A 19,654-nucleotide genomic window follows, 5' to 3' on the forward strand; every position below is an offset into this window, starting at 1 on the left:
ATCCATGTCTCAACTCAACCTAGCAGAGCTCAGCCAATTTGAGCCCCAGTTCCTACAGTTTATGCAGCAAGAGATGCAAACTGATGCCGCTCACGACCTCAGTCACGTACAACGCGTAGTCAAAACCGCTCGTCAGCTAGCAGAACAAGAAGGCGCAGATTTAGCCGTTGTATTACCTGCTGCGTATCTGCACGATTGCTTTACTTATCCAAAAGATCACCCGAACCGCAAACAAAGCTCAACGATTGCGGCGACCAAAGCGATTTCGTTTCTAGAAAGCATCGACTACCCTGCTCAGTACCATGACGCTATCGCCCACGCGATCGAATCTCACAGCTTTAGCGCCAACATTACACCAAATACGTTGGAAGCTCAGGTCGTCCAAGACGCAGACCGCTTAGACGCGCTTGGTGCAATTGGTGTGACACGCTGTATTCAAGTGAGCACGTTATTTGATGCTGCCTTATATAACGAACAGGACATGTTTGCAGAGCATCGAGAATTGGAAGATAAACGATTCACCATCGATCATTTCCAAACCAAATTGTTTAAAATAGTCGAGACGATGAACACCAAAGCAGCATATGAAGAAGGTTTGAAGCGTAAAGCGTTTATGCAGTCTTACCTAGAGCAGTTGCGCCAAGAAGTAGAAGGTTAATATGTCGGAAAGTCACGACCTAATTAAAGAGCTCAAACGCCAACTCAAGCAATCTGGCTTACACTATATCGATGTCGCGCAGCACTTGGAACTGAGCGAAGGCTCGGTAAAACGCTTATTGGCAGAAGGCAGTCAAATCAGCCTCGACCGCTTGGAGCGTATCTGTCAGCTGGTTGGGTTAGAAATGGCAGAGCTATTTAAACTGGCAGCAGCGCACAACAAAGGGTTGGAGTCGCTCACGCTAGAACAAGAAAAACAGCTGGTTGAAGATAAAGGCTTATTGTTGGTTGCGGTTTGTGTGGTCAATGGTTATCGCTTCGAACAAATCATCAAGCAATACACCTTTGATGAGTTAGAGCTGATACAAAAGCTCGCCCAACTCGACCGTCTCAATATCATCGACTTGCTGCCAGGTAACAAGATTCGTCTGTGTATCTCCCCGACTTTCAAGTGGCACACAGGTGGCCCTATTCAGCGTTTCTTCCAGCAACAAGTTCAAGAAGCTTTCTTCCAGAGCTATTTCTCTGCTGAGGATGAAAAGCTAGTGATGGCAACGGGCTTAATGAGCTTGCCAACCAACAAGAAGATGCAGCAAAAGCTACAAAAGGTCATTGATGAGTTTTATCAGATCTGTCAGAACGACGATTCACTGGATATGGACGAGAAGCACGGAACCTCTCTGGTGATTGCGATGCGTCGTTGGACATTCCCGCTGTTTAACCCTTGGGAACGCAAATAGGTACTACCTGATGCTCGATAAACTCAAAAGCCTATCGGTCAAGACGAGACCTATTCTCCCTTTATTCATGCTCATCGCGTTTGGTGGTTTTGCGGTATTCATTGCCACACTCCTGCAACTTTCTGATGTGGTTAAGGAGTCTTATCTTATTCCGAGTGGCGTAACGGCGTTGTGGGCGCTTGCCGCTTGGGTGATGATCTCAAGCTTTCAGCATGTTCCTGAACTTACGCCGAGCCTCGGTTTTTTCAAACGAATGAAAGCTCGCTTGGTGCGCCTGTTCTTTTATTTGGTGACATTAGGCTTTATTGGACTCTCTGGTTTTATTCTGTTTGTCACATTGAGAATGCTCAGTGTCTGGTTTCGACACTAAGCTCATTTCGTAACGTATGAAAGCACCAACCAGTGCGATATCACAAATTAATGAAACCAAAAGTATCGCAAAGTGTTACTTTTGGTTTCTCATAACGTAACTCTTTTCTTCACACTGGCTTCCCAAAGCCAAGCCTTTAAAGTGCTCCCATCTCAACGCGATTTTGCAATTACGGAGCCAGCATGTTTCTCACTAAACGATTCTTCCCCTATTTCGTGACTCAGTGCCTTGGTGCACTGAACGACAATATCTACAAGAATGTTCTCTTGTTGATGGTAACCTACAGCCAAATTGACTCACTACCGATGTCGGTCGACCTCTTTGTTAACCTTGCGGCTGGCTTATTTATTCTTCCCTTCTTTCTGTTTTCAGCCCACGCTGGTGCGATTGCCGACAACATGGACAAAGCCAAGTTAATCCGCCGCTTAAAACTTATTGAATTAGTGATCATGAGTTGCGCTGCGACGTCTATCATGACGCAGAGTGCCATTCTAATGCTGGTTCTACTCTTCATGACTGGTACTCAATCGGCTTACTTCGGCCCTGTGAAGTACGCTCTACTTCCTCAAGCGCTAAAATCTGATGAGCTTGTGAAAGGCAATGCTTGGGTTGAGATTGGGACTTTCCTTTCTATCCTGATTGGCACATTAAGCGCAGGTCTGTTGCTTGCGATTCCAAATGGTATGCTTATCGCCTCTTGCATTGTGATTACGCTGTCATTACTGGGCTTTTTAAGCAGCGCAAACATCCCTTCTTTGCCAAGTAAGAAAAATGACAAAGTAAAATTCGAACCTATTACTGGTTTGAAGAAAACACTCAAACTGGCACAAAAACAACGCGGTATTTGGATGTCAATTCTAGCGATCAGTTGGTTCTGGTTTATGGGTGCGACTTATCTGACTCAATTCCCCAATTTTGCTCGTGAACACCTATTTGCAGACAGCACTGTGGTTTCTCTGTTGTTGGCTCTTTTCTCAGTTGGTATCGCGACAGGCTCATGGTTATGTGAAAAGCTGTCTTTCAATCAAGTTGAACTGGGTATTCTGCCGTTTGGCATTTTGGGCTTAACGATTTTCAGTGCCGACCTACTATGGGCAGTACCTGCAATCGAATCTTTCCCAAGTCAGTATTACGATGTACAAAGCTTTGTTGCCCAATCTTCACATATTCGAGTAATGACCGACTTGTTCTTGGTTGGTGTAAGCGGAGGCGTATTTATTGTTCCCCTTTATGCGTTTATCCAATCGCGTTCAGAAGAAGGCGAATGTGCTCAATCTATTGCGGCAAACAACATCATGAACGCACTGTTTATGGTCGCTTCCGCTGCAGTTTCTATCTTGGTGTTAAGTGTTTTAGAGTTCTCTATTGTTGAGCTATTTGCCATTTTGGCAGTCGGTAACTTCATCGTGGCTATCTACGTTTACCGTCAAGTACCTGAGTTTACTCAGCGCTTTATTAGCTACTTGCTGAGCCACTGTCTGTATCGAGTTTCGGTAACCGGTCGTCAGCATATTCCAGAACAAGGCGCTGCGCTGATTGTGGCAAACCATGTGAGCTATGTAGACGCTTTGATTCTAATGGGTACATCAACCCGCCCAGTTCGATTTGTGATGGACAAGTCAATCAGTGAACTGCCTGTTCTTAAATATGTTTTTCGTCATGCCGGTGTTATCCCAATCTGCTCGCCACGCAAATGCGCAGAGACTTACAAAAGAGCTTTCGAACAGATTGAGCAGGCGCTTAATAACGATGAAGTAGTTTGTATCTTCCCAGAGGGTCGCTTGACCTCAAATGGCGAACTGGGCGAGTTCCGACCGGGTGTTGAGAAGATTTTAAAGCGTACACCTGTACCTGTGATTCCGATGGCGCTAAAAGGCTTATGGGGCTCTTTCTTCAGCCACAAAAATGGACACGCGTTAACGAAGCGCCCTACTCGCTTCTGGTCTCGTATCGAAGTCAATATTGGTGAGCTATTGCAACCAACCACGTTAGATCGCCATTTGTTACAAAAAGAAGTGCAAGATTTGCTAATTCGCTGACAGTAGTCTCGTGGAGAATCTAGTAGGATAAAATCAACGTCATAAATCTAGGCGGTATTATGAAAATCATCATCTTACATGGTCTTTATATGCATGGGCTGGTCATGCAGCCTCTTAGCCAAAAGCTGAGAAAACTGGGCTACGAGACCCAAGTGTTGAGTTACAACACGGTTTCAATTAACGAAGAGTCGCTGTTTGATTCGATCGACAATGCGCTCAACCCACTCACTGCAAATGTGTTGGTGGGTCATAGCCTAGGTGGTTTGATGATTAAACGATACCTCGCGAACAGAAAGCCATCGACAAGTCTGGTGTCCCACGTTATCGCAATTGGCTCACCACTGAAAGGCGCATCTATCGTCACTCGCATTCAAGATTTGGGATTCGGTGCGATGCTTGGTAACTCACCGTATCACGGCCTTAACAAGCACGAAGATGTTTGGACTTTCCCACAAAAACTCGGCAGCATCGCAGGCACTATGGGCATTGGCGCAAGGCCAATTCTCATGCACAAAGACAACACAATGTCTGATGGCACAGTGACCGTAGATGAAACACGTTTAGAAGGCATGCAAGATCATATAGAGACGAAACAGACTCACACTAGTCTTATCTACAACACCTATGTACCTGCTCAGATTGATCACTTTATCAAAACTGATCACTTCAGCAGATAGCGCACTTTTCCATCAAGTAGTTGCAATCTACTTTTCAAGCCAAGGCGTTCGCAGTACTATCTCTACTCCGACCACTCATTTGAGTGTCGGAGTTTTTTACTTCTAACCATATTGGTTGGATTCAATGTTCTCAGGGCGGGGCGAAATTCCCCACCGGCGGTATACTCTTTTGAGTGAGCCCGCGAGCGCTCGATTCGTCGAGGTCAGCAGATCTGGTGAGATGCCAGAGCCGACGGTTATAGTCCGGATGAAAGAGAATAAGAAAACATCAGCGGTTTCCTCAACGTTCTGTGTTGATGAACACTGGTGCACTTCTTTTTGGATCGCATTTTTTATTGCGTGGGTTTGTGTCATCTTACAGTTGGTGACTCAGTGCATGCATAGAATGTGACGATCCCTCATACCGCCCTGATTCTGGTGATATTTAGGAGTTAACCATGAATCAGTCATCACTACTTGCCGAATTTGGCGACCCAATTACTCGCGTTGAAAACGCACTTATCGCATTAAAAGAAGGCCGTGGCGTGCTTCTTCTCGACGATGAAGATCGTGAAAACGAAGGCGACATCATTTATTCCGTAGAGCACCTGACTAATGAGCAAATGGCTCTGATGATCCGCGAATGCAGCGGCATTGTGTGCCTATGCCTGACAGACGCTCAAGCAGACAAATTGGAACTGCCACCAATGGTTGTGAACAACAACAGCGCAAACCAAACGGCTTTCACGGTTTCTATTGAAGCGAAGCAAGGCGTAACAACTGGCGTTTCTGCCGCTGACCGTGTAACAACCATCAAAACAGCAGCAAACCCAAATGCAAAACCAGATGACTTAGCTCGTCCTGGTCATGTATTCCCTTTGCGTGCTCGCCCTGGTGGCGTCATGACTCGTCGTGGCCACACAGAAGGCACTATCGATCTGATGCAAATGGCCGGTCTACAGCCTGCAGGTGTGCTATGTGAGGTGACAAACCCAGATGGTACCATGGCAAAAGCACCAGAGATCGTCGCGTTTGGTCGTTTACACAACATGCCAGTGCTGACCATAGAAGACATGGTTGCTTACCGTAATCAATTTGATTTGAAGCTAGCGTAATCAACACGTATTTGCCCTAGTCCAAAAGCCGCTGAACTCAGCGGCTTTTTTGATCGATTTGATTCCTTTGCGAGTAGTTATACTTAGTAAAAACAAAAGGAATCAACATCATGAAGGGAATCACTCGCAGCGCACTTACCGCAACACTACTCTCCACCAGCTCTTTGGCTTTTGCATCGAGCTGTCCAGATATCTTGCAAGGAAAGCAAAGACTTTTAAATTCAACGGAAGAAATAGAGCTGTGTGACGCCTTCAAAGGCAAAACGCTACTGGTAGTGAACACCGCGAGCCAGTGCGGCTTTACCCCTCAATTCGAGCAATTAGAGCAGTTGCATCAGACTTACAAAGATCAAAACTTTGCCGTTGTGGGCTTTCCTAGTAACGACTTTCGTCAAGACCGTGGCAGTGAAGAAAAAACCGCTAAAATTTGCTATCTCGACTACGGTGTTACCTTCCCTATGATGGCGCGAACCTCTGTTCTTGGCGAGGATGCAAACCCAGTATTCGCCGAGATCAGTACTCAAGCGGGCATTACTCCGAAGTGGAACTTCTACAAGTTTTTGATCAACAAAGAAGGTAAAGTCGTTGCGACCTTCCCAAGTTCAACCTCTCCAACAAGTACTACGCTTACTAACATGATTGAACAGCAACTTTAAGGAAGGCTGCCATGACGACCACACGTAAGACAATGCTGCAATTGGGTTATTTAGGACTGCTGCCCTTTCTGTTCAGCTTGGTTCTCATCGTTACAGAAAGGACTTTGTTTAACTTATCAGGGGAGCAGTTTTTTATTGCTTACAGTGCGGTGATTTTGAGTTTTCTTTCCGGGGTACTTTGGGGAAACGCCATTGATCATTTCTACCATCGATTGAGTCGAAATGCCTTAGTGCTAAGTAACTTATTCGTATTGCTTGCTTGGGGAGCGCTGCTACAAGGCAACAAGCATTATGTCATCGCGACTCTGTTATTGGCTGCTGGCTACATTGCCGTTTGGTACGCAGAAAAGCTGATTCGAAGAGTAGAAAAAGAGGCAGAGCCAAAAGGGTATCAGATGATGCGAGGCAAGCTCACGACAGGTGTGGTACTTATGCATGGGTTGGTTTTAATTGCTTAAACTGGTCTGTCCACCTACCAGATCACAAAACTCATCAAGTTATATAAAACAATGTTCATTTCGTGAAGTGTGCGTAATTTTGAACACCGTTTTGTTTTAATTATGAATGGATGGTCATATAAGTATCTCAAAAGCATTCACAAAGGATATGAATATGTTTTTTCGTAAACTTCTTTTTAGTACCGCAGTGATCAATGCAACAGCAGGTTGCGTGTCTTATCAAGCACAACAGGCTGCGGTCAATACGGTGAATACCACCGGAGTGGTTCTTAACAACGTAGTGAAAACCACCATCGCTCAGCCTTGTAACGTTGCCGTCACTGTTGCTAGCTTGTTTTATCCAAATGCGATCTTTATGACTGATATGCCAACCGCAGCTTGTACGGCTGTGCTTCGCTAACGCAAAATGAACATAAAAAATGGCGACCTCGATGGTCGCCATTTTTATTTTTCTCAAAAACTATAGTGTCAGTAGGTAATTAACTAACTCGTTGTATTCATCATAAGTACGAATCTCATTAGGGATAACGATGTACTTATCGTTGACCAATACACCTGGAACACCCGTTAATGTGCTTTGTTTGAACTGCTTATCAAAGCCCTTCTGCATTGAGTTAACGGCAAAGCTGTTGTAAGCCGCATCAAACTTCTTCGCATCGACGCCGTTATCAACGAAAATCTGCTTGAGTTCAGCTTCATCTTTTGGCGCTTGGCGCTTTTGATGAATTTGAGCAAACATCGCCGGTACCATCGTCTTCTCTACGCCCAAAGACACCATTGTTGCGTATGACTTAGCCATTGGAACGGCCATATCGCTGCCCATAAAAGCAACATGAACTTTCTCAAAACTTGCATCTTTCGGTAATGCTGGCTTCATGTTGTCAATCACTGCTTCAAACTTGTAACAATGGGGGCAATAAAAAGAGAAGAATTCCGTTACTGTCGGTTTGCTGGCCTTGTCTACATCTAAGACCTTGTAGTGCTTACCTTCTTCAAATTGTGCTGCGTGGGCAGTAAATGCCAATAAAAGGGTGCTGCATAGCGCGAGTAGCTTTTTCATGTTTGATTCCTTTAGGCACACCTGTGCCATTCTCATTAATAAATAAAACGCCAGTTGGGCTGGTCAATGATTGAGGCGGGAATCAAACAATTGGAGGACGGTAAGGCTTATAAATAACGAGCACCGCTTTCGGTGTGAGCGCTTTGTCGATCAAAGCAAGACGATGAGGGAGTTGTATCTGTTCATCTTGCAAAAGGTTCGTGGGAATTTTAACGAGGCATGAAGAGGTACAACTGGTATGTGGTTGCTGTCCTTTCTCTAAGACATGCACATCTTGATGAGACTCAACACAATCCGTTCGTTCAGTACCTAATGGATGATGAAAGTCATCAGAAGCCGTTTGTAACGTATGATGTTCAATCGGTGCCGTAGCCGCACGTACACTTGACGCAAAACCAGTTAGCAGCATGGCCAACAAGCAAAGCATTGTCATCATTAATGTACGATTAAAACTCAACATACAACTTCTTTAAAATATGGTGAATACTCATCATACAGAATCCACTCTTTCATACAAGTTATCCGATGAGTAACACCCTCATAAACCAGAAGATTCTTACTTTCGTTACCGACTACGATTCCAATAAAACTTGAAATCACTATGAAACCTGAGTAATAGTTAGATCAGTTTTTGTACAAACAAGGAAAGATTAATGCTTAAAAAGAGATTCTTTAAAACAAAAGATGAAGTCGAAGTCACGTTCGAGCTAGACAAAAATCAGTGGGAGTCGATTCAAATTGCAGGCGATTTCAACAACTGGCAACCAGAACCAATGAAGCTCGTGAAGAAAAGTGGCCAATTTAAATTTAAAACGCGCTTGCCGAAGGAACAAAATATCCAGTTCCGTTATCTATTTGACGAAGCTGAATGGGAAAACGATCCGCAAGCAGACGCATACGTGCCTAATGGCTTTGGTAGCGACAATAGCGTCGTTTGTACCCAAGAGCAGCCAGCTTAATCACTAAATACACAAACTAAGGTGCACTAGTGCGCCTTTTTTATTGCCTAATTTTCATAAAGTTATCAACAATTGTTGTTATATGGCAACAGTGTTTTACCTAAAGCGATATATATCAACAAACACCATTTCCTTAATATATCCACATCGCAGCGAAACAGGTGTTCTTGACTAAAAGCTGCTCTCAAACGAAAGCAATTCTTAAAAAATTAAGGAAACAAAAGATGAAAAAACTGATTGTAATCACAGGTGCAAGTTCTGGTATTGGTGAAGCTATCGCACGCCGTCTAAGCGATGAAGGTCACCCACTTCTTCTTCTTGCTCGTCGTGTAGAGCGCTTAGAAGCACTAAACCTGCCAAACACGCTATGTGAAAAAGTAGACGTTACTGAAAAAGCTTCATTTGAAGCGGCAATTGCTAAAGCAGAAGAGAAATTTGGCCCTGCTGACGCACTAGTAAACAACGCAGGCGTGATGCTACTTGGTCAAATTGACACACAAGATGCATCAGAGTGGAAACGTATGTTCGACGTGAACGTACTTGGTTTGCTAAACGGCATGCAGTCTGTGCTAGCACCAATGAAAGCGCGTAACAGCGGTACTATCATCAACATCAGCTCAATCGCAGGTAAAAAGACGTTCCCAGATCATGCGGCTTACTGTGGTACTAAATTCGCAGTTCACGCTATCTCTGAAAACGTTCGTGAAGAGGTGGCTGCATCAAACGTTCGCGTAACAACAATCGCACCAGGCGCTGTAGAAACTGAACTCCTTTCTCACACTACATCGCAAGAAATCAAAGATGGCTACGGTGCGTGGAAAGAAGACATGGGCGGCGTGCTAGCTGCTGATGACATCGCACGTGCAGTTGTGTTTGCTTACCAACAACCACAAAACGTTTGTATCCGTGAAATTGCACTAGCACCAACTAAGCAACAACCTTAATCTCTGCGATTCTAAGACAAAGAAATTCAAAAAGCGGCTTCAAAGCCGCTTTTTTTTTGTTTCGAAGCGTTGGAAAACAAATCAATAATTAGCCTTCAAAAACTCATATGTCGGAGTCGGCACTAGTGGCTTAATTGAGCCAAAATCTCTTTCTTGTAGTAATTTACGAACTGTAGAAGCGCTTATGACTCGCCCACCTGTTGAAATACGTTCAATAATATCCACTTCAATATTGTATTCAGGCAACAGCTCTTGCATTTTCTGGTTGTACTGCTTGGTTACTTTACAAGTTGGCTCATCACCCAGGAAAATCTTGCTAATATTTAATTTCTTAGCAATAAACTCACAAAAGAACCAAGCTTCCATAGAAGCATCAGCCACAACTTCACTTTTTGCATCTTTATCAAAGTAATCTGGATAAGTAAGTTCAGTACAAATAAACTTCCCGCCAGGGAGTACCGTTACATTTTCTAAATGTCGAGAGCTATCATGAACAAGTTGTAAGCGGTCTTTAAACTTAAAGAAAGACAAGTCCTCTTCAATAACAAAAATAAATAGCTTATCAACTTTTTTAGAAGCATAATCAATCAAATGCATGTGACCATTTGTGATAGGATTACAATTTACAGCAATGCTACCGACATTAACCCCATCATCTGGCATATATTGCTCTAGCAAAGATAAATAACTTTTCATTTCACAAGACTCTAATGTTCGAGCCACATGTTTAAATAAAAAGTACTTAAAATTATCCAATATTTTATAGAAATCGCTTTCATTCTGATTAGCTGTGAGAGCACAAACTGATTGAACCGTTGGTAGGCTTATTAATTTTGAGAGAATCCTATTCCCAACTTCGTTCGCCATCATTTCATTCCCTAAAGGAGAGAAATGGCAATTTACTTTATCTAAATCAAGAAAGAATTTGTTACCTCTATCTATCTCGTTTAAATCAATTGATTCAATACTAGTGTTATTTAGATCGCTAAATTCTATAAAATCAAAGAATACAACAATGTCGCCAGGTTTAATCTCGGTTTGAACAAGATTGTTAACAGCCAATAAAAGGTTCATCCCATGACTTCCGTGATTTTCTACGATCACATCACCATATTGGTTGTTAAAGTATGCCTGTAATTGACTTGCAATTGTATCACTATCTTTTACACCAAAACTGCAGGTTGTTGAAGAACCAAATAACAAAACTCTTTTGACTGCGTTTTCTGGTTGCCCTGTTGTTGTTCTTTGTCCATTTTTTACAGAAACAAAACCATTATCAAAATCGGAAAGTACGACTTTCGTTGCTTTTATTATTGGTGAACCGCATTCGAATAGTTTTGATATATTTTCACGCTCATCAATAGTATATAAGCTTTTTACATATTCAGGAGCATTATTTCCCTGACACCAATCTTTTCTATCTTGGATATATAACTTGGAGTTTTTTAACAACTCTATTTCAGTGCTAGACTTGTTACCTAACCTTCGTCCTTTATTCTCTATACATATTAAAGAAGGAATTCCACCTTTAGATCTTACATAGTTTTCAATAAACTCAACCTTATAAGAATCTGGCATCGCTCTATTCATTACGTTTATCGAAGATACTATGTCACTCCGATAATTATCTGATTTTTCTTCTAGATTATTGGATTCAATCAATTGATTATTAATTAGAAAGAGATTCTTCAGGACAAAGTACCAATCTGGATTTTCATCATGATTATATAAAAACTCGGCTTCTTTAATAGCTTTATTTAGATTACCATTTTTAATATATATATTCAGCAATCTTCTTTTTATATAGTTCAATCTTTTTTTATTAGCGAAATTGATTTCAATCTTATATAAAAACAACCTAAACTTAATTCTATTAAAAATCACAAAACACCTTAAACGCAATAGCTCTACAGAAAGTAGAGCATTGTCAATTGACAAAAATTAACTTTATAAAATATTTAAAATTTAATCACACCGTGAATAGTTCTCAAACAATAGTTATGTAAGGGTTTGTAATGGCGAGTAATAACACGATTACAATTATTCACATCGCTAAATTCAGTGGGGAAAATCAATCAAACCGAAGTTTATTTAACTTATTTTTATCATTTAGATTAACCTAACATTACAAATAAACCTTATGTAACATTTCCTTAAAAAACTCCTCGCAATACCTGAATGGAGCATCAACGCCAACAAGATGAAATTCTTGCAAAACAAACGCAAGAACAAGAGGTTGAAGTGATGAACCAAGACCCCGCACCTCAAGCTAGTTAAAGGTTGCACACCGATAGCAAAAAACTCCGAGTAATCTCGTAGCTTTTTTTGTTTTGTCTTGTTAATTTCAATCAATCTCGTCTATAAATCCCCTCTGACTCTTTACGTTTATTGAAATCCCTGACAAATTTGTTTAAGTTTCAGGGATAATTCCTACAAGATGCATCACTGCTATGAACGTACTAGACACTAAGCAATCCCTTATTATCGTGGAAGATGACCCTAAATTGCAGGCTATGCTGAGCGAATACTTTGCAGAGCAGGGCTTTGAAGTCAGTTGTTTCGACAATGGGACCGACGCACCCGAGGCAATTCTTGAAAGCCAGCCAGATCTCGTTCTTTTAGATTTGATGTTACCTGGGCAAGATGGATTGAGTGTTTGCCGCCAGATCCGCGAATGCTACAAAGGCAAAGTGCTGATGCTTACCGCAAGTGATGATGATTTTGACCATGTTGCTGCGCTTGAAATTGGTGCCGATGATTTCGTAACTAAGCCGATTAAACCGCGTGTCCTGCTTGCTCGTATTCGTATGTTGTTACGCCGCAAGGAAACCACAGCTTCAGACTCCGATACCTGCCTTGAAATCGGTGTGTTATGCCTAAACCGATTACGCAAAGCTTGTAATCTAAATCATGAGCCGATTGCACTCACCGATGGTGAATTCGATTTACTTTGGGTACTCGCTAGCCATCCTGAACAAACCCTTTCTCGCGAGTGGCTTACCAAAACGTTGCGTGGAATCGAATACGATGGCACTGACCGTACGATTGACAACCGAATTGTAACGTTAAGGAAAAAGCTTAGCGATAGCACAACTCCCCCACAAAAAATCATTACTGTCCGTGGTAAAGGCTACCTCTTTATGCCTGATGCTTGGAACGCGTAATGAAACGAATTTATCTGGAAAGTTTTTTAGGTCTGATCATTCTTTTCGTCGCCAGTTTGGTTGGATATGAAGTCATTGTTTATCAATTAAATACGGACTATGACTACTTACTTGAAGAACACGAGGCACAAGCTTTCCATGAATTGATCTACCCTATTTACCAAGATAAAGGAGAAGATTACACTATTCAGCAGCTAGAGAAGTTTGCGACATCAAGCCACATGTTGCTGATAGCGCAAGAGATGACGAGCCTCCCTCCTGAAGTTGAGAAAGTTTTTGATGAAGATCCTTTCGTTAATACGGCCTTCGATAATGAGAGAGATTTATGGTTTCGCTTTGAACCTGGATCCCCAATTTTTAAACTGAGCGAAAACCCCAACAGCCCTATCATTCAAGCCATTAACTTTGATGACAACATTGTTTGGCTTTTCTTTCTAGCTGGTTTCGCGCTTTACTGTGTCTTATTGATTTGGTTCCTAAGCCGCCGTGTTCGAGCACTTGAGAAGGTCACTGTAGATTTTGCCTCTGGTGATTTTAATGCTCGAGCTGATACGTCTAGTGCCAAATCCGTGGGTACTCTGAACAAAAGCTTTAACCATATGGCAGAGAAAGTGTCTCGCCTGATCACGACCAACAAGATGCTTACCAATGCTGTCGCGCATGAACTACGTACACCGATTTTTCGGCTACAATGGCAAGCGGATCTCTTAGCTGACTCGACACTTAACAAACAACAAGAGAAATACATAAAGAGCATCGTAGAAGACATTGATGAAATGGAAAATATGGTCGAAGAGCTACTCTACTATGCAAAAATGGAGCGACCAAATGCCGAGATTCAAACTTCCTCTGTCACCTTATCAAGCTTTGCTAAATCGTTTTTACCCAAGTGGCAACGTGACACCCAACTTTCAATCTCGATTGACGACACAAGTTCTCAGCAGACGGTCATTGATGCTGACCCAAAACTGCTAAAACGCGCCTTAGATAACCTACTTCGCAATGCAATGCGTTATGCACAAACCCAAATCGTGCTAGAGATTATGGAGACACCAGAGAAATCTTGTATTCGTGTGCATGACGATGGCTGTGGTGTGGAAGAGAAAGATTGGCCTCATCTGTTTGATGCGTTTTACAGTGCTGATAAATCACGTAACAAAAGCACCAGCGGCTTCGGTTTGGGGCTTGCGATCGTCAAACAGATCGTTGAATTGCAGAATGGCGAAGTCTATGTCTCACACAGCCCGTACGGCGGTGCGTGTTTTACAATCTGCTTTCCCAAGTAAATTCATAAACTTATCAATACTCTCTTAAACGCCATTACAAAAGGCGACACTTCAATACAATTGGCCGACAGAGCACCACAATAAAACAGTGTACATTTAATCCATAAATTCACAGCAATAATGGATCAACGCAATGTATAAACCTCTTCTTCTCGTCACCCTTTCTTCCACACTTGCTGCTTGTGCTTACAACCAAGAACCTGTTGTCGATATGACCAATGTTGACCAAGCCCAATACGAACAAGATTTTACTTACTGCCAAGGTTACGCAGAAAAAGTAGATAAAGGTGAAGCCGCTAAAACGGAAGCACAAAATGGAGCCGTTACTGGAGCATTAGTCGGTGCCGTTGCTGGCGCATTAGAAGATGGCATTGACGGGGCTGCTGTGGGTGCGGTTGCGGGCACAGCTGTCGGAGCCGGCGCCGGTTCTGTTGGTGGTGCTAGTGATTCAACCAAAACTCAAGCATTGGTTCTTCGTAAATGCCTAGCGAACAAAGGCTACACAGTATACGACCTTGAATCATAAAGTATAAATTCTCATCAATTGCATAAATAATTGAGTTTATAGCTGTGAATTTCACAAATGTTTCACGATCACTATTCTACTCTCCAACCGTAATTAGATGCCTTTTCTTTAAGGGGCTTGATCCCTCATTGCCCTCTCTTTTTTTGGCTTAGTCGTATAAGGCCCTCATTTTGAAACCAGGTAAAACAGGCATTCGCCGAATATTGGACGCAACCGGCTATTCACTTCAAGGATTGAAAGCAGCATGGACTCATGAAGCCGCTTTCAGACAGGAACTAGTACTCACTCTCGTACTTTCTATCTGCGCATTCTTGCTTCCTGTCACCACCTTAGAACGCATCATGATGATCAGCAGCCTTCTGTTGGTCGTGATTGTTGAATTGATTAATTCCGCCATCGAAGCGGTTGTCGATCGTGTCAGCGATGACTGGCATGAACTCAGTGGAAGAGCCAAAGACATTGGCTCCGCAGCAGTTTTTGTTGCGCTTTTTCTCGCCCTTTTTGTTTGGGCGTCGATTTTACTTTAGACCAACCGAAGAATGTCACTTATGAAGACAATTGAATCCCCAGCTAAAGGTATCTCTTATATTACCTTCACGCTTTTGCTTGCATTGTATTTCGCTCTCGTAGTGAATATTCCTATCTACAAAGAGCTCGTTCATATTTTTTCAGGATTGGACCAAGTTAAAATAGGTTTCATCATAACGATTCCTATCTTCTTCTTTGCTGCGCTGAACTTCTTATTTAACCTGTTCAGTTGGCCCTGGATCGGCAAGCCATTCTTCATTTTCCTGCTTATCACGTCGGGCATGGTGAGTTACGCAAGCTACAACTACGGCACCCTGTTTGACACAGATATGATCACCAATATCGTAGAGACAGACACCAGTGAAGCCAGCTCTTACCTGAGTACCTATTCGGTCATTTGGACTGTCATCATGGGTGTCATCCCCGCTTTACTTGTTTTCAAACTGAAGTTCAAACCACTCAAAGATCAATGGCTTCGCTTTGCGCTAACCAAAGTAGTATCTATGCTGGCATCGCTGGTTGTTATCGCAATCATCGCAGGCCTTTATTATCAAGACTATGCGTCGGTTGGTCGCAACAATAGTTACCTAAAAAAAGTCATCATCCCGACTCAATACGTGTACGCGATCTCTAGCTATGTAAAAGAAAACTACTTAACGACGCCAGAGCCCTATCGTGAGATTGGTACGGATGCGAAACAATCCCACCTTGCACTAGAGCAAGCAAAAGAGAAGCCGACGCTGCTTGTCTTTGTATTAGGTGAAACGGCACGAACTCAGAATTATCAAATCAACGGCTATGAACGACAGACCAACCCATACACCAGCAAGTTAGACGTCATCTCGTTCCAAGACGTTTCTTCTTGTGGTACCGCAACGGCGGTCTCTGTGCCTTGTATGTTCTCTCAATTACCACGCCATGATTTCGACCGCAGCAAAGCAGACAACCAAGATAACGCGTTGGACATCATGCAGCGCGCTGGCATTGATTTGATGTGGAAAGACAACGACGGTGGCGACAAGGGCGTTGCTCATAAGATCAATAAGATGGATGTCGCACGCGGCAAACAAAACACGCTTTGTAACGGCAATACCTGTTACGACATGGCGCTGCTAGACAATTTGGACGACCAAATCGCGAGCATGAAAGGTAACCGAGTTGTTGCGCTTCACCTGATTGGCAGCCATGGTCCGACTTACTTTCAGCGCTACCCGAAAGACAAAGCGTTTTTCCAACCGGACTGCCCTCGCGCAGATATTGAAAACTGCAGCGTGGAGCAAATTGTGAACTCTTACGACAACACGATCCGCTACACAGACTTCGTTTTGGATCAAACCATTGCGAAACTGAAAACGTTGGAAGATAAATACAATACGGCGATGATCTACGTCTCTGACCACGGCGAATCTCTGGGCGAAAACGGGTTGTTCTTACATGGCATGCCTTATGGTTTAGCACCGGATTTCCAAAAGCGTGTTCCTATGATGCTTTGGATGTCACCGGGCTTTAAACAAGCCAAACATGTCAACACCGATTGTTTAGCACGAGAAGCACAACAAACCGCAACGCACTCACACGATAATGTCTTCCATTCATTGTTGGGCATTATGGATGTGGAAACCAATGCGTACGACGGCGCTCTAGATATCTTTAAGACCTGTCGTCAAAGCTAAAACATCGTATTCATAACCAAAAGGAGAGGGATATTTACCCTCTCCTACTTCGAACCATAAGCACTCAAATCAACATCTATGGCTAGGTGGAAAATTTCATGCAATACAAGGTTCTATAATGAAAATACAAACACTCATCGCAATCTCAATCACAACCGCCGTTCTTTCAGGTTGTGGTACTGATAATCAACCATCACTCATCCCAGGCCCAATTCAAGCCGTTCATGTTCAAACCGTTAATCTTGTCGACTTTGGGAAAAACCAATATTCAGATGTGCAGTTAAAAGCTTACGAGAATGGAAAAGAGCAGCTCATGTACTCTGACATCATTCAATATGGTGCTTCCTCATCAAGCCTTTTGATTGCTCAACAGAAAAGCCACACCATTCCTTATACCTTCAAACTTTTTGATACCAACTCACAAAATGAGTTAGCCCAAAAGAAACTCACTTTAAACTCGGGTGACCACAAGATTGTGTTCGCTTTCGGTGACGTAGATAAGGGCTATTATGAACTGTCGGTTCAAAACAAACCTAATATTTCTAGTGCCCCCTCAGGCAAAGTTCCAATCTATATTTTAGATTCAAGCGACGTGACAAAGGCGTACCAAACAAGCGTCACGGTCGAAGGGCAAACGATCGATAACCTTCCAAGTAAGGCGCTTTCTAGCGCCTTGAATGTGCCTAAAAACCAGCAAGAGATGACGGCAACATTTACTCACAATGGCATCAGTAAGACTTGTAAATTTAGCACCAAAGATACACCTCAAATGGTTATTCTTGGTCCTTATAACCGATGCTATGGCTTGAGCTTCATAACATCGTTTGCGGATTAATACGTTACCTGCATATTAAGAAGTTACCTGCGTATTACGGTACGCAGGATTCATTCATTAATACAAAATTATCGAAAACCTGCTCATAAACGAGGAGCCAAATTCAAGTTATAATATTGGTCTTGCTAACAAACAAAGTAGAACCAAATGAAAATTGGCATCATTGGCTTGGGCGACATTGCTCAAAAAGCTTACCTTCCTGTTATCACTCAGCTTCCAAATGTTGAGTTGGTATTTTGTACCCGCAATGCAAACACACTCAATTCACTCGCTCAACAGTATCGAATCGCAGAAACCTGCCAAGACTATCAACAATTGGTTAGTATAGGCGTAGATGCAGTCATGATTCACGCCGCTACTAGCGTTCACCCTCAAATCGCGTCTTTCTTTTTAGAACAAGGCATCCCGACATTCGTTGATAAGCCTTTGGCAGACAGCGCTGCTGAAGTAGAAAACCTATATGAACTGGCAGAACGCGTGAAACAGCCTCTGTATGTTGGCTTCAATCGCCGTCATATTCCGCTCTACAATCAACATATGCCGAGCGTACAACAAGGCGAACTTTCAGGCTTGAAATCTCTGCGTTGGGAGAAGAACCGTCATCAATTACCAGGGGATATCCGCACCTTCATTTTTGATGATTTTATCCACCCTCTTGATAGTGTGAACATCACGGCCAGAGCAGATCTACAAGACGCTTACATTACGCACCAAATGGAAGGCGACCAACTGGCTCGTTTAGATGTCCAATGGCAGCATGGTGGGACACTGTTTCACGCATCAATGAACCGCCATTTTGGTATCACAACGGAGCGAGTCCAAGCTTGCTATTCAAATAAAGCGATTGAATTTGATTCATTTGTTGAAGGGAAAATGTGGCAAGACAATCAAGAGCAAAAGCTCAGCTTAAAAGATTGGACGCCAATGCTGACCAGTAAAGGCTTCCACTCTATGCTGTTGGATTGGTTTGAAGTCATCCAGTCAGGCAACATCGCTTCTGAAATCGTAGCGCGCAATATCGCTAGCCACCAACTTGCCGAAGCGATTTGTCAGCACATTGAACAGTCAGTACGTCGATAATTAAGCACTGAAACGAGCGCGGAACGCTTTGGGAGCCAATCCCATGGTTTTGATGAACACTTTGCGAAATGCGCTCGCGTCTTGATACCCAACTTGATAAGCGATGACTTCAAAAGCTAAGTTACTCGACTCCAATAAATCACACGCCTTTTGCACACGAAGATGCTGCAAATACTGATTCAAGTTCAAACCTGTCGCTTTTTGGAAACGTCTCTGAAGCGTGCGCTCAGTTAAACAACTGATCTCCGATAGCGCTTGGTTTGAAATCACATGTGAGAAATGCTCAGCCATGTAGTGCTGGGCACTAAGAACGGCACTATCACCATGTTGAAAGTTAGGTGTGAATTGCTGATAAAAACGTTGCTCTCTGGCACCAGTATCGACCACCAGCATCTTTCCCAACAAACGCATCACTGCTGGTGTACTTAGCTGAGAAACCAGCTCCAACCCCAAATCAAGCCAAGACATCATGCCACCAGCGGTAATGATGCTGCCATCGTTGATAAGGATGGATTCAGGCTTAAGCGTCACCGGAATAACCCTGCCAGCCCCCAGTGTGTTGTGCACGCTTTGTTATTCAACAAATCAGCGTGAGCGAGAACAAACGCGCCTGCACATGCAGACGCCACAACCGCACCAGCTTTGTGCTGATCAAACAACCAAGACGTTAACGCCTGACTTGGCGAAAGGTAATATTGCTGCGCACCGCTTGGCGGTAGTATGACGACCGTGAACTCATCGGCTCGAATAACGCCTTCTTTCCAATCAATGATGTCCGCATGAAAACGGCATTCGACATCCAGCTCAATCGAAGCGCGGTTTGCCATCTCAAACAGCTCCTGCAAACCATAGACTGACGCTTTTGAAGCCCCCGGATAGTTCACAATAGCAATGTTTATCTTGTTCAT

Annotated in this window: 21 protein-coding genes, 1 pseudogene and 1 riboswitch; of the genes and pseudogenes, 18 read left to right on the plus strand and 4 right to left on the minus strand. The window is 43.1% G+C overall.

Going from position 1 to position 19,654, the window contains the following annotated elements; genetic code table 11:
* Positions 1–4: 4 nt before the first annotated feature.
* From C1S73_RS25520 to C1S73_RS25560, 9 genes are all read left to right on the plus strand, one after another.
* A complete protein-coding gene (locus tag C1S73_RS25520) occupies positions 5–658 on the plus strand; it encodes an HD domain-containing protein (RefSeq protein ID WP_038867324.1) in 654 nt (217 codons plus the stop codon).
* 1 nt (position 659) lies between these two features.
* Complete coding sequence (locus C1S73_RS25525) at positions 660–1,397, plus strand: helix-turn-helix domain-containing protein (protein WP_038867323.1); 738 nt, start codon at positions 660–662, stop codon at positions 1,395–1,397.
* Positions 1,398–1,407: 10 nt separating this feature from the next.
* Complete coding sequence (locus C1S73_RS25530; protein ID WP_038867321.1) at positions 1,408–1,767, plus strand: hypothetical protein; 360 nt, start codon at positions 1,408–1,410, stop codon at positions 1,765–1,767.
* A gap of 182 nt (positions 1,768–1,949) precedes the next feature.
* Positions 1,950–3,806 carry an MFS transporter gene (locus C1S73_RS25535; protein ID WP_038867320.1) on the plus strand — a complete coding sequence of 619 codons (1,857 nt, stop codon included), beginning with the start codon at positions 1,950–1,952 and terminating at the stop codon, positions 3,804–3,806.
* 59 nt (positions 3,807–3,865) lie between these two features.
* Positions 3,866–4,483, plus strand: a complete 618-nt coding sequence (locus C1S73_RS25540; RefSeq protein ID WP_038867319.1) for a PGAP1-like alpha/beta domain-containing protein — start codon at positions 3,866–3,868, stop codon at positions 4,481–4,483.
* 122 nt (positions 4,484–4,605) lie between these two features.
* Positions 4,606–4,746: riboswitch (FMN riboswitch) on the plus strand.
* Between the two features lie 174 nt (positions 4,747–4,920).
* The gene (gene ribB / locus C1S73_RS25545) at positions 4,921–5,577 is read left to right on the plus strand and encodes a 3,4-dihydroxy-2-butanone-4-phosphate synthase (protein ID WP_005433496.1); all 657 of its coding nucleotides are present in this window, start codon (positions 4,921–4,923) and stop codon (positions 5,575–5,577) included.
* A 110-nt stretch (positions 5,578–5,687) separates the two neighbouring features.
* Positions 5,688–6,233 carry a glutathione peroxidase gene (locus C1S73_RS25550; protein WP_038867318.1) on the plus strand — a complete coding sequence of 182 codons (546 nt, stop codon included), beginning with the start codon at positions 5,688–5,690 and terminating at the stop codon, positions 6,231–6,233.
* Between the two features lie 11 nt (positions 6,234–6,244).
* Positions 6,245–6,691 (plus strand): DUF3429 domain-containing protein, encoded by a 447-nt coding sequence (locus C1S73_RS25555; protein WP_038867317.1) that lies wholly within the window; start codon positions 6,245–6,247, stop codon positions 6,689–6,691.
* Positions 6,692–6,845: 154 nt separating this feature from the next.
* Positions 6,846–7,091, plus strand: coding sequence for a hypothetical protein (locus tag C1S73_RS25560; protein WP_005433479.1), 246 nt, complete (start codon positions 6,846–6,848; stop codon positions 7,089–7,091).
* Between the two features lie 60 nt (positions 7,092–7,151).
* On the opposite strand, the gene C1S73_RS25565 is transcribed toward C1S73_RS25560, so the two are convergent.
* Complete coding sequence (locus C1S73_RS25565) at positions 7,152–7,751, minus strand: thiol:disulfide interchange protein DsbA/DsbL (protein ID WP_038867316.1); 600 nt, start codon at positions 7,749–7,751, stop codon at positions 7,152–7,154.
* Between the two features lie 82 nt (positions 7,752–7,833).
* Entirely contained in the window at positions 7,834–8,211 is a 378-nt protein-coding gene (locus tag C1S73_RS25570) for a hypothetical protein (protein ID WP_038867315.1), read from the minus strand.
* Positions 8,212–8,404: 193 nt separating this feature from the next.
* Between C1S73_RS25570 and C1S73_RS25575 the strand changes: the two genes are divergently transcribed.
* Positions 8,405–8,710: an isoamylase early set domain-containing protein gene (locus C1S73_RS25575; protein WP_038867314.1), complete on the plus strand. Its 306-nt coding sequence runs from the start codon at positions 8,405–8,407 to the stop codon at positions 8,708–8,710.
* A 224-nt stretch (positions 8,711–8,934) separates the two neighbouring features.
* Positions 8,935–9,654, plus strand: coding sequence for an SDR family oxidoreductase (locus C1S73_RS25580; RefSeq protein WP_005442483.1), 720 nt, complete (start codon positions 8,935–8,937; stop codon positions 9,652–9,654).
* Between the two features lie 81 nt (positions 9,655–9,735).
* Here the strand turns inward: C1S73_RS25580 and C1S73_RS25585 are convergent, their stop codons facing one another.
* Entirely contained in the window at positions 9,736–11,538 is a 1,803-nt protein-coding gene (locus C1S73_RS25585; protein WP_038867312.1) for a nucleotidyl transferase family protein, read from the minus strand.
* A 566-nt stretch (positions 11,539–12,104) separates the two neighbouring features.
* On the opposite strand from C1S73_RS25585, the gene C1S73_RS25590 reads away from it, so the two are divergent.
* The 7 genes from C1S73_RS25590 to C1S73_RS25620 all read left to right on the plus strand — a co-directional run bounded on the left by C1S73_RS25590 (position 12,105) and on the right by C1S73_RS25620 (position 18,746).
* A complete protein-coding gene (locus C1S73_RS25590) occupies positions 12,105–12,818 on the plus strand; it encodes a response regulator (RefSeq protein ID WP_038867310.1) in 714 nt (237 codons plus the stop codon).
* Positions 12,818–14,104 (plus strand): ATP-binding protein, encoded by a 1,287-nt coding sequence (locus C1S73_RS25595; RefSeq protein WP_038867308.1) that lies wholly within the window; start codon positions 12,818–12,820, stop codon positions 14,102–14,104. The genes C1S73_RS25590 and C1S73_RS25595 overlap by 1 nt, the downstream gene beginning before the upstream one ends.
* A 133-nt stretch (positions 14,105–14,237) precedes the next feature.
* Positions 14,238–14,630 carry a glycine zipper family protein gene (locus C1S73_RS25600; RefSeq protein ID WP_038867307.1) on the plus strand — a complete coding sequence of 131 codons (393 nt, stop codon included), beginning with the start codon at positions 14,238–14,240 and terminating at the stop codon, positions 14,628–14,630.
* 170 nt (positions 14,631–14,800) lie between these two features.
* The gene (locus tag C1S73_RS25605) at positions 14,801–15,157 is read left to right on the plus strand and encodes a diacylglycerol kinase (RefSeq protein ID WP_038867306.1); all 357 of its coding nucleotides are present in this window, start codon (positions 14,801–14,803) and stop codon (positions 15,155–15,157) included.
* A gap of 21 nt (positions 15,158–15,178) precedes the next feature.
* Positions 15,179–16,831, plus strand: coding sequence for a phosphoethanolamine transferase (locus C1S73_RS25610; protein ID WP_038867305.1), 1,653 nt, complete (start codon positions 15,179–15,181; stop codon positions 16,829–16,831).
* Between the two features lie 118 nt (positions 16,832–16,949).
* Positions 16,950–17,666 (plus strand): hypothetical protein, encoded by a 717-nt coding sequence (locus tag C1S73_RS25615; protein ID WP_038867303.1) that lies wholly within the window; start codon positions 16,950–16,952, stop codon positions 17,664–17,666.
* Positions 17,667–17,813: 147 nt separating this feature from the next.
* On the plus strand, positions 17,814–18,746 hold the full coding sequence (locus C1S73_RS25620; protein WP_038867301.1) for a Gfo/Idh/MocA family protein: 933 nt from the start codon (positions 17,814–17,816) through the stop codon (positions 18,744–18,746).
* Here the strand turns inward: C1S73_RS25620 and C1S73_RS25625 are convergent.
* Positions 18,747–19,654: pseudogene (locus tag C1S73_RS25625) on the minus strand (GlxA family transcriptional regulator).

Origin of the sequence: Vibrio jasicida 090810c, assembly GCF_002887615.1 — a bacterium.
Taxonomy (GTDB): Bacteria; Pseudomonadota; Gammaproteobacteria; order Enterobacterales; family Vibrionaceae; genus Vibrio; species Vibrio jasicida.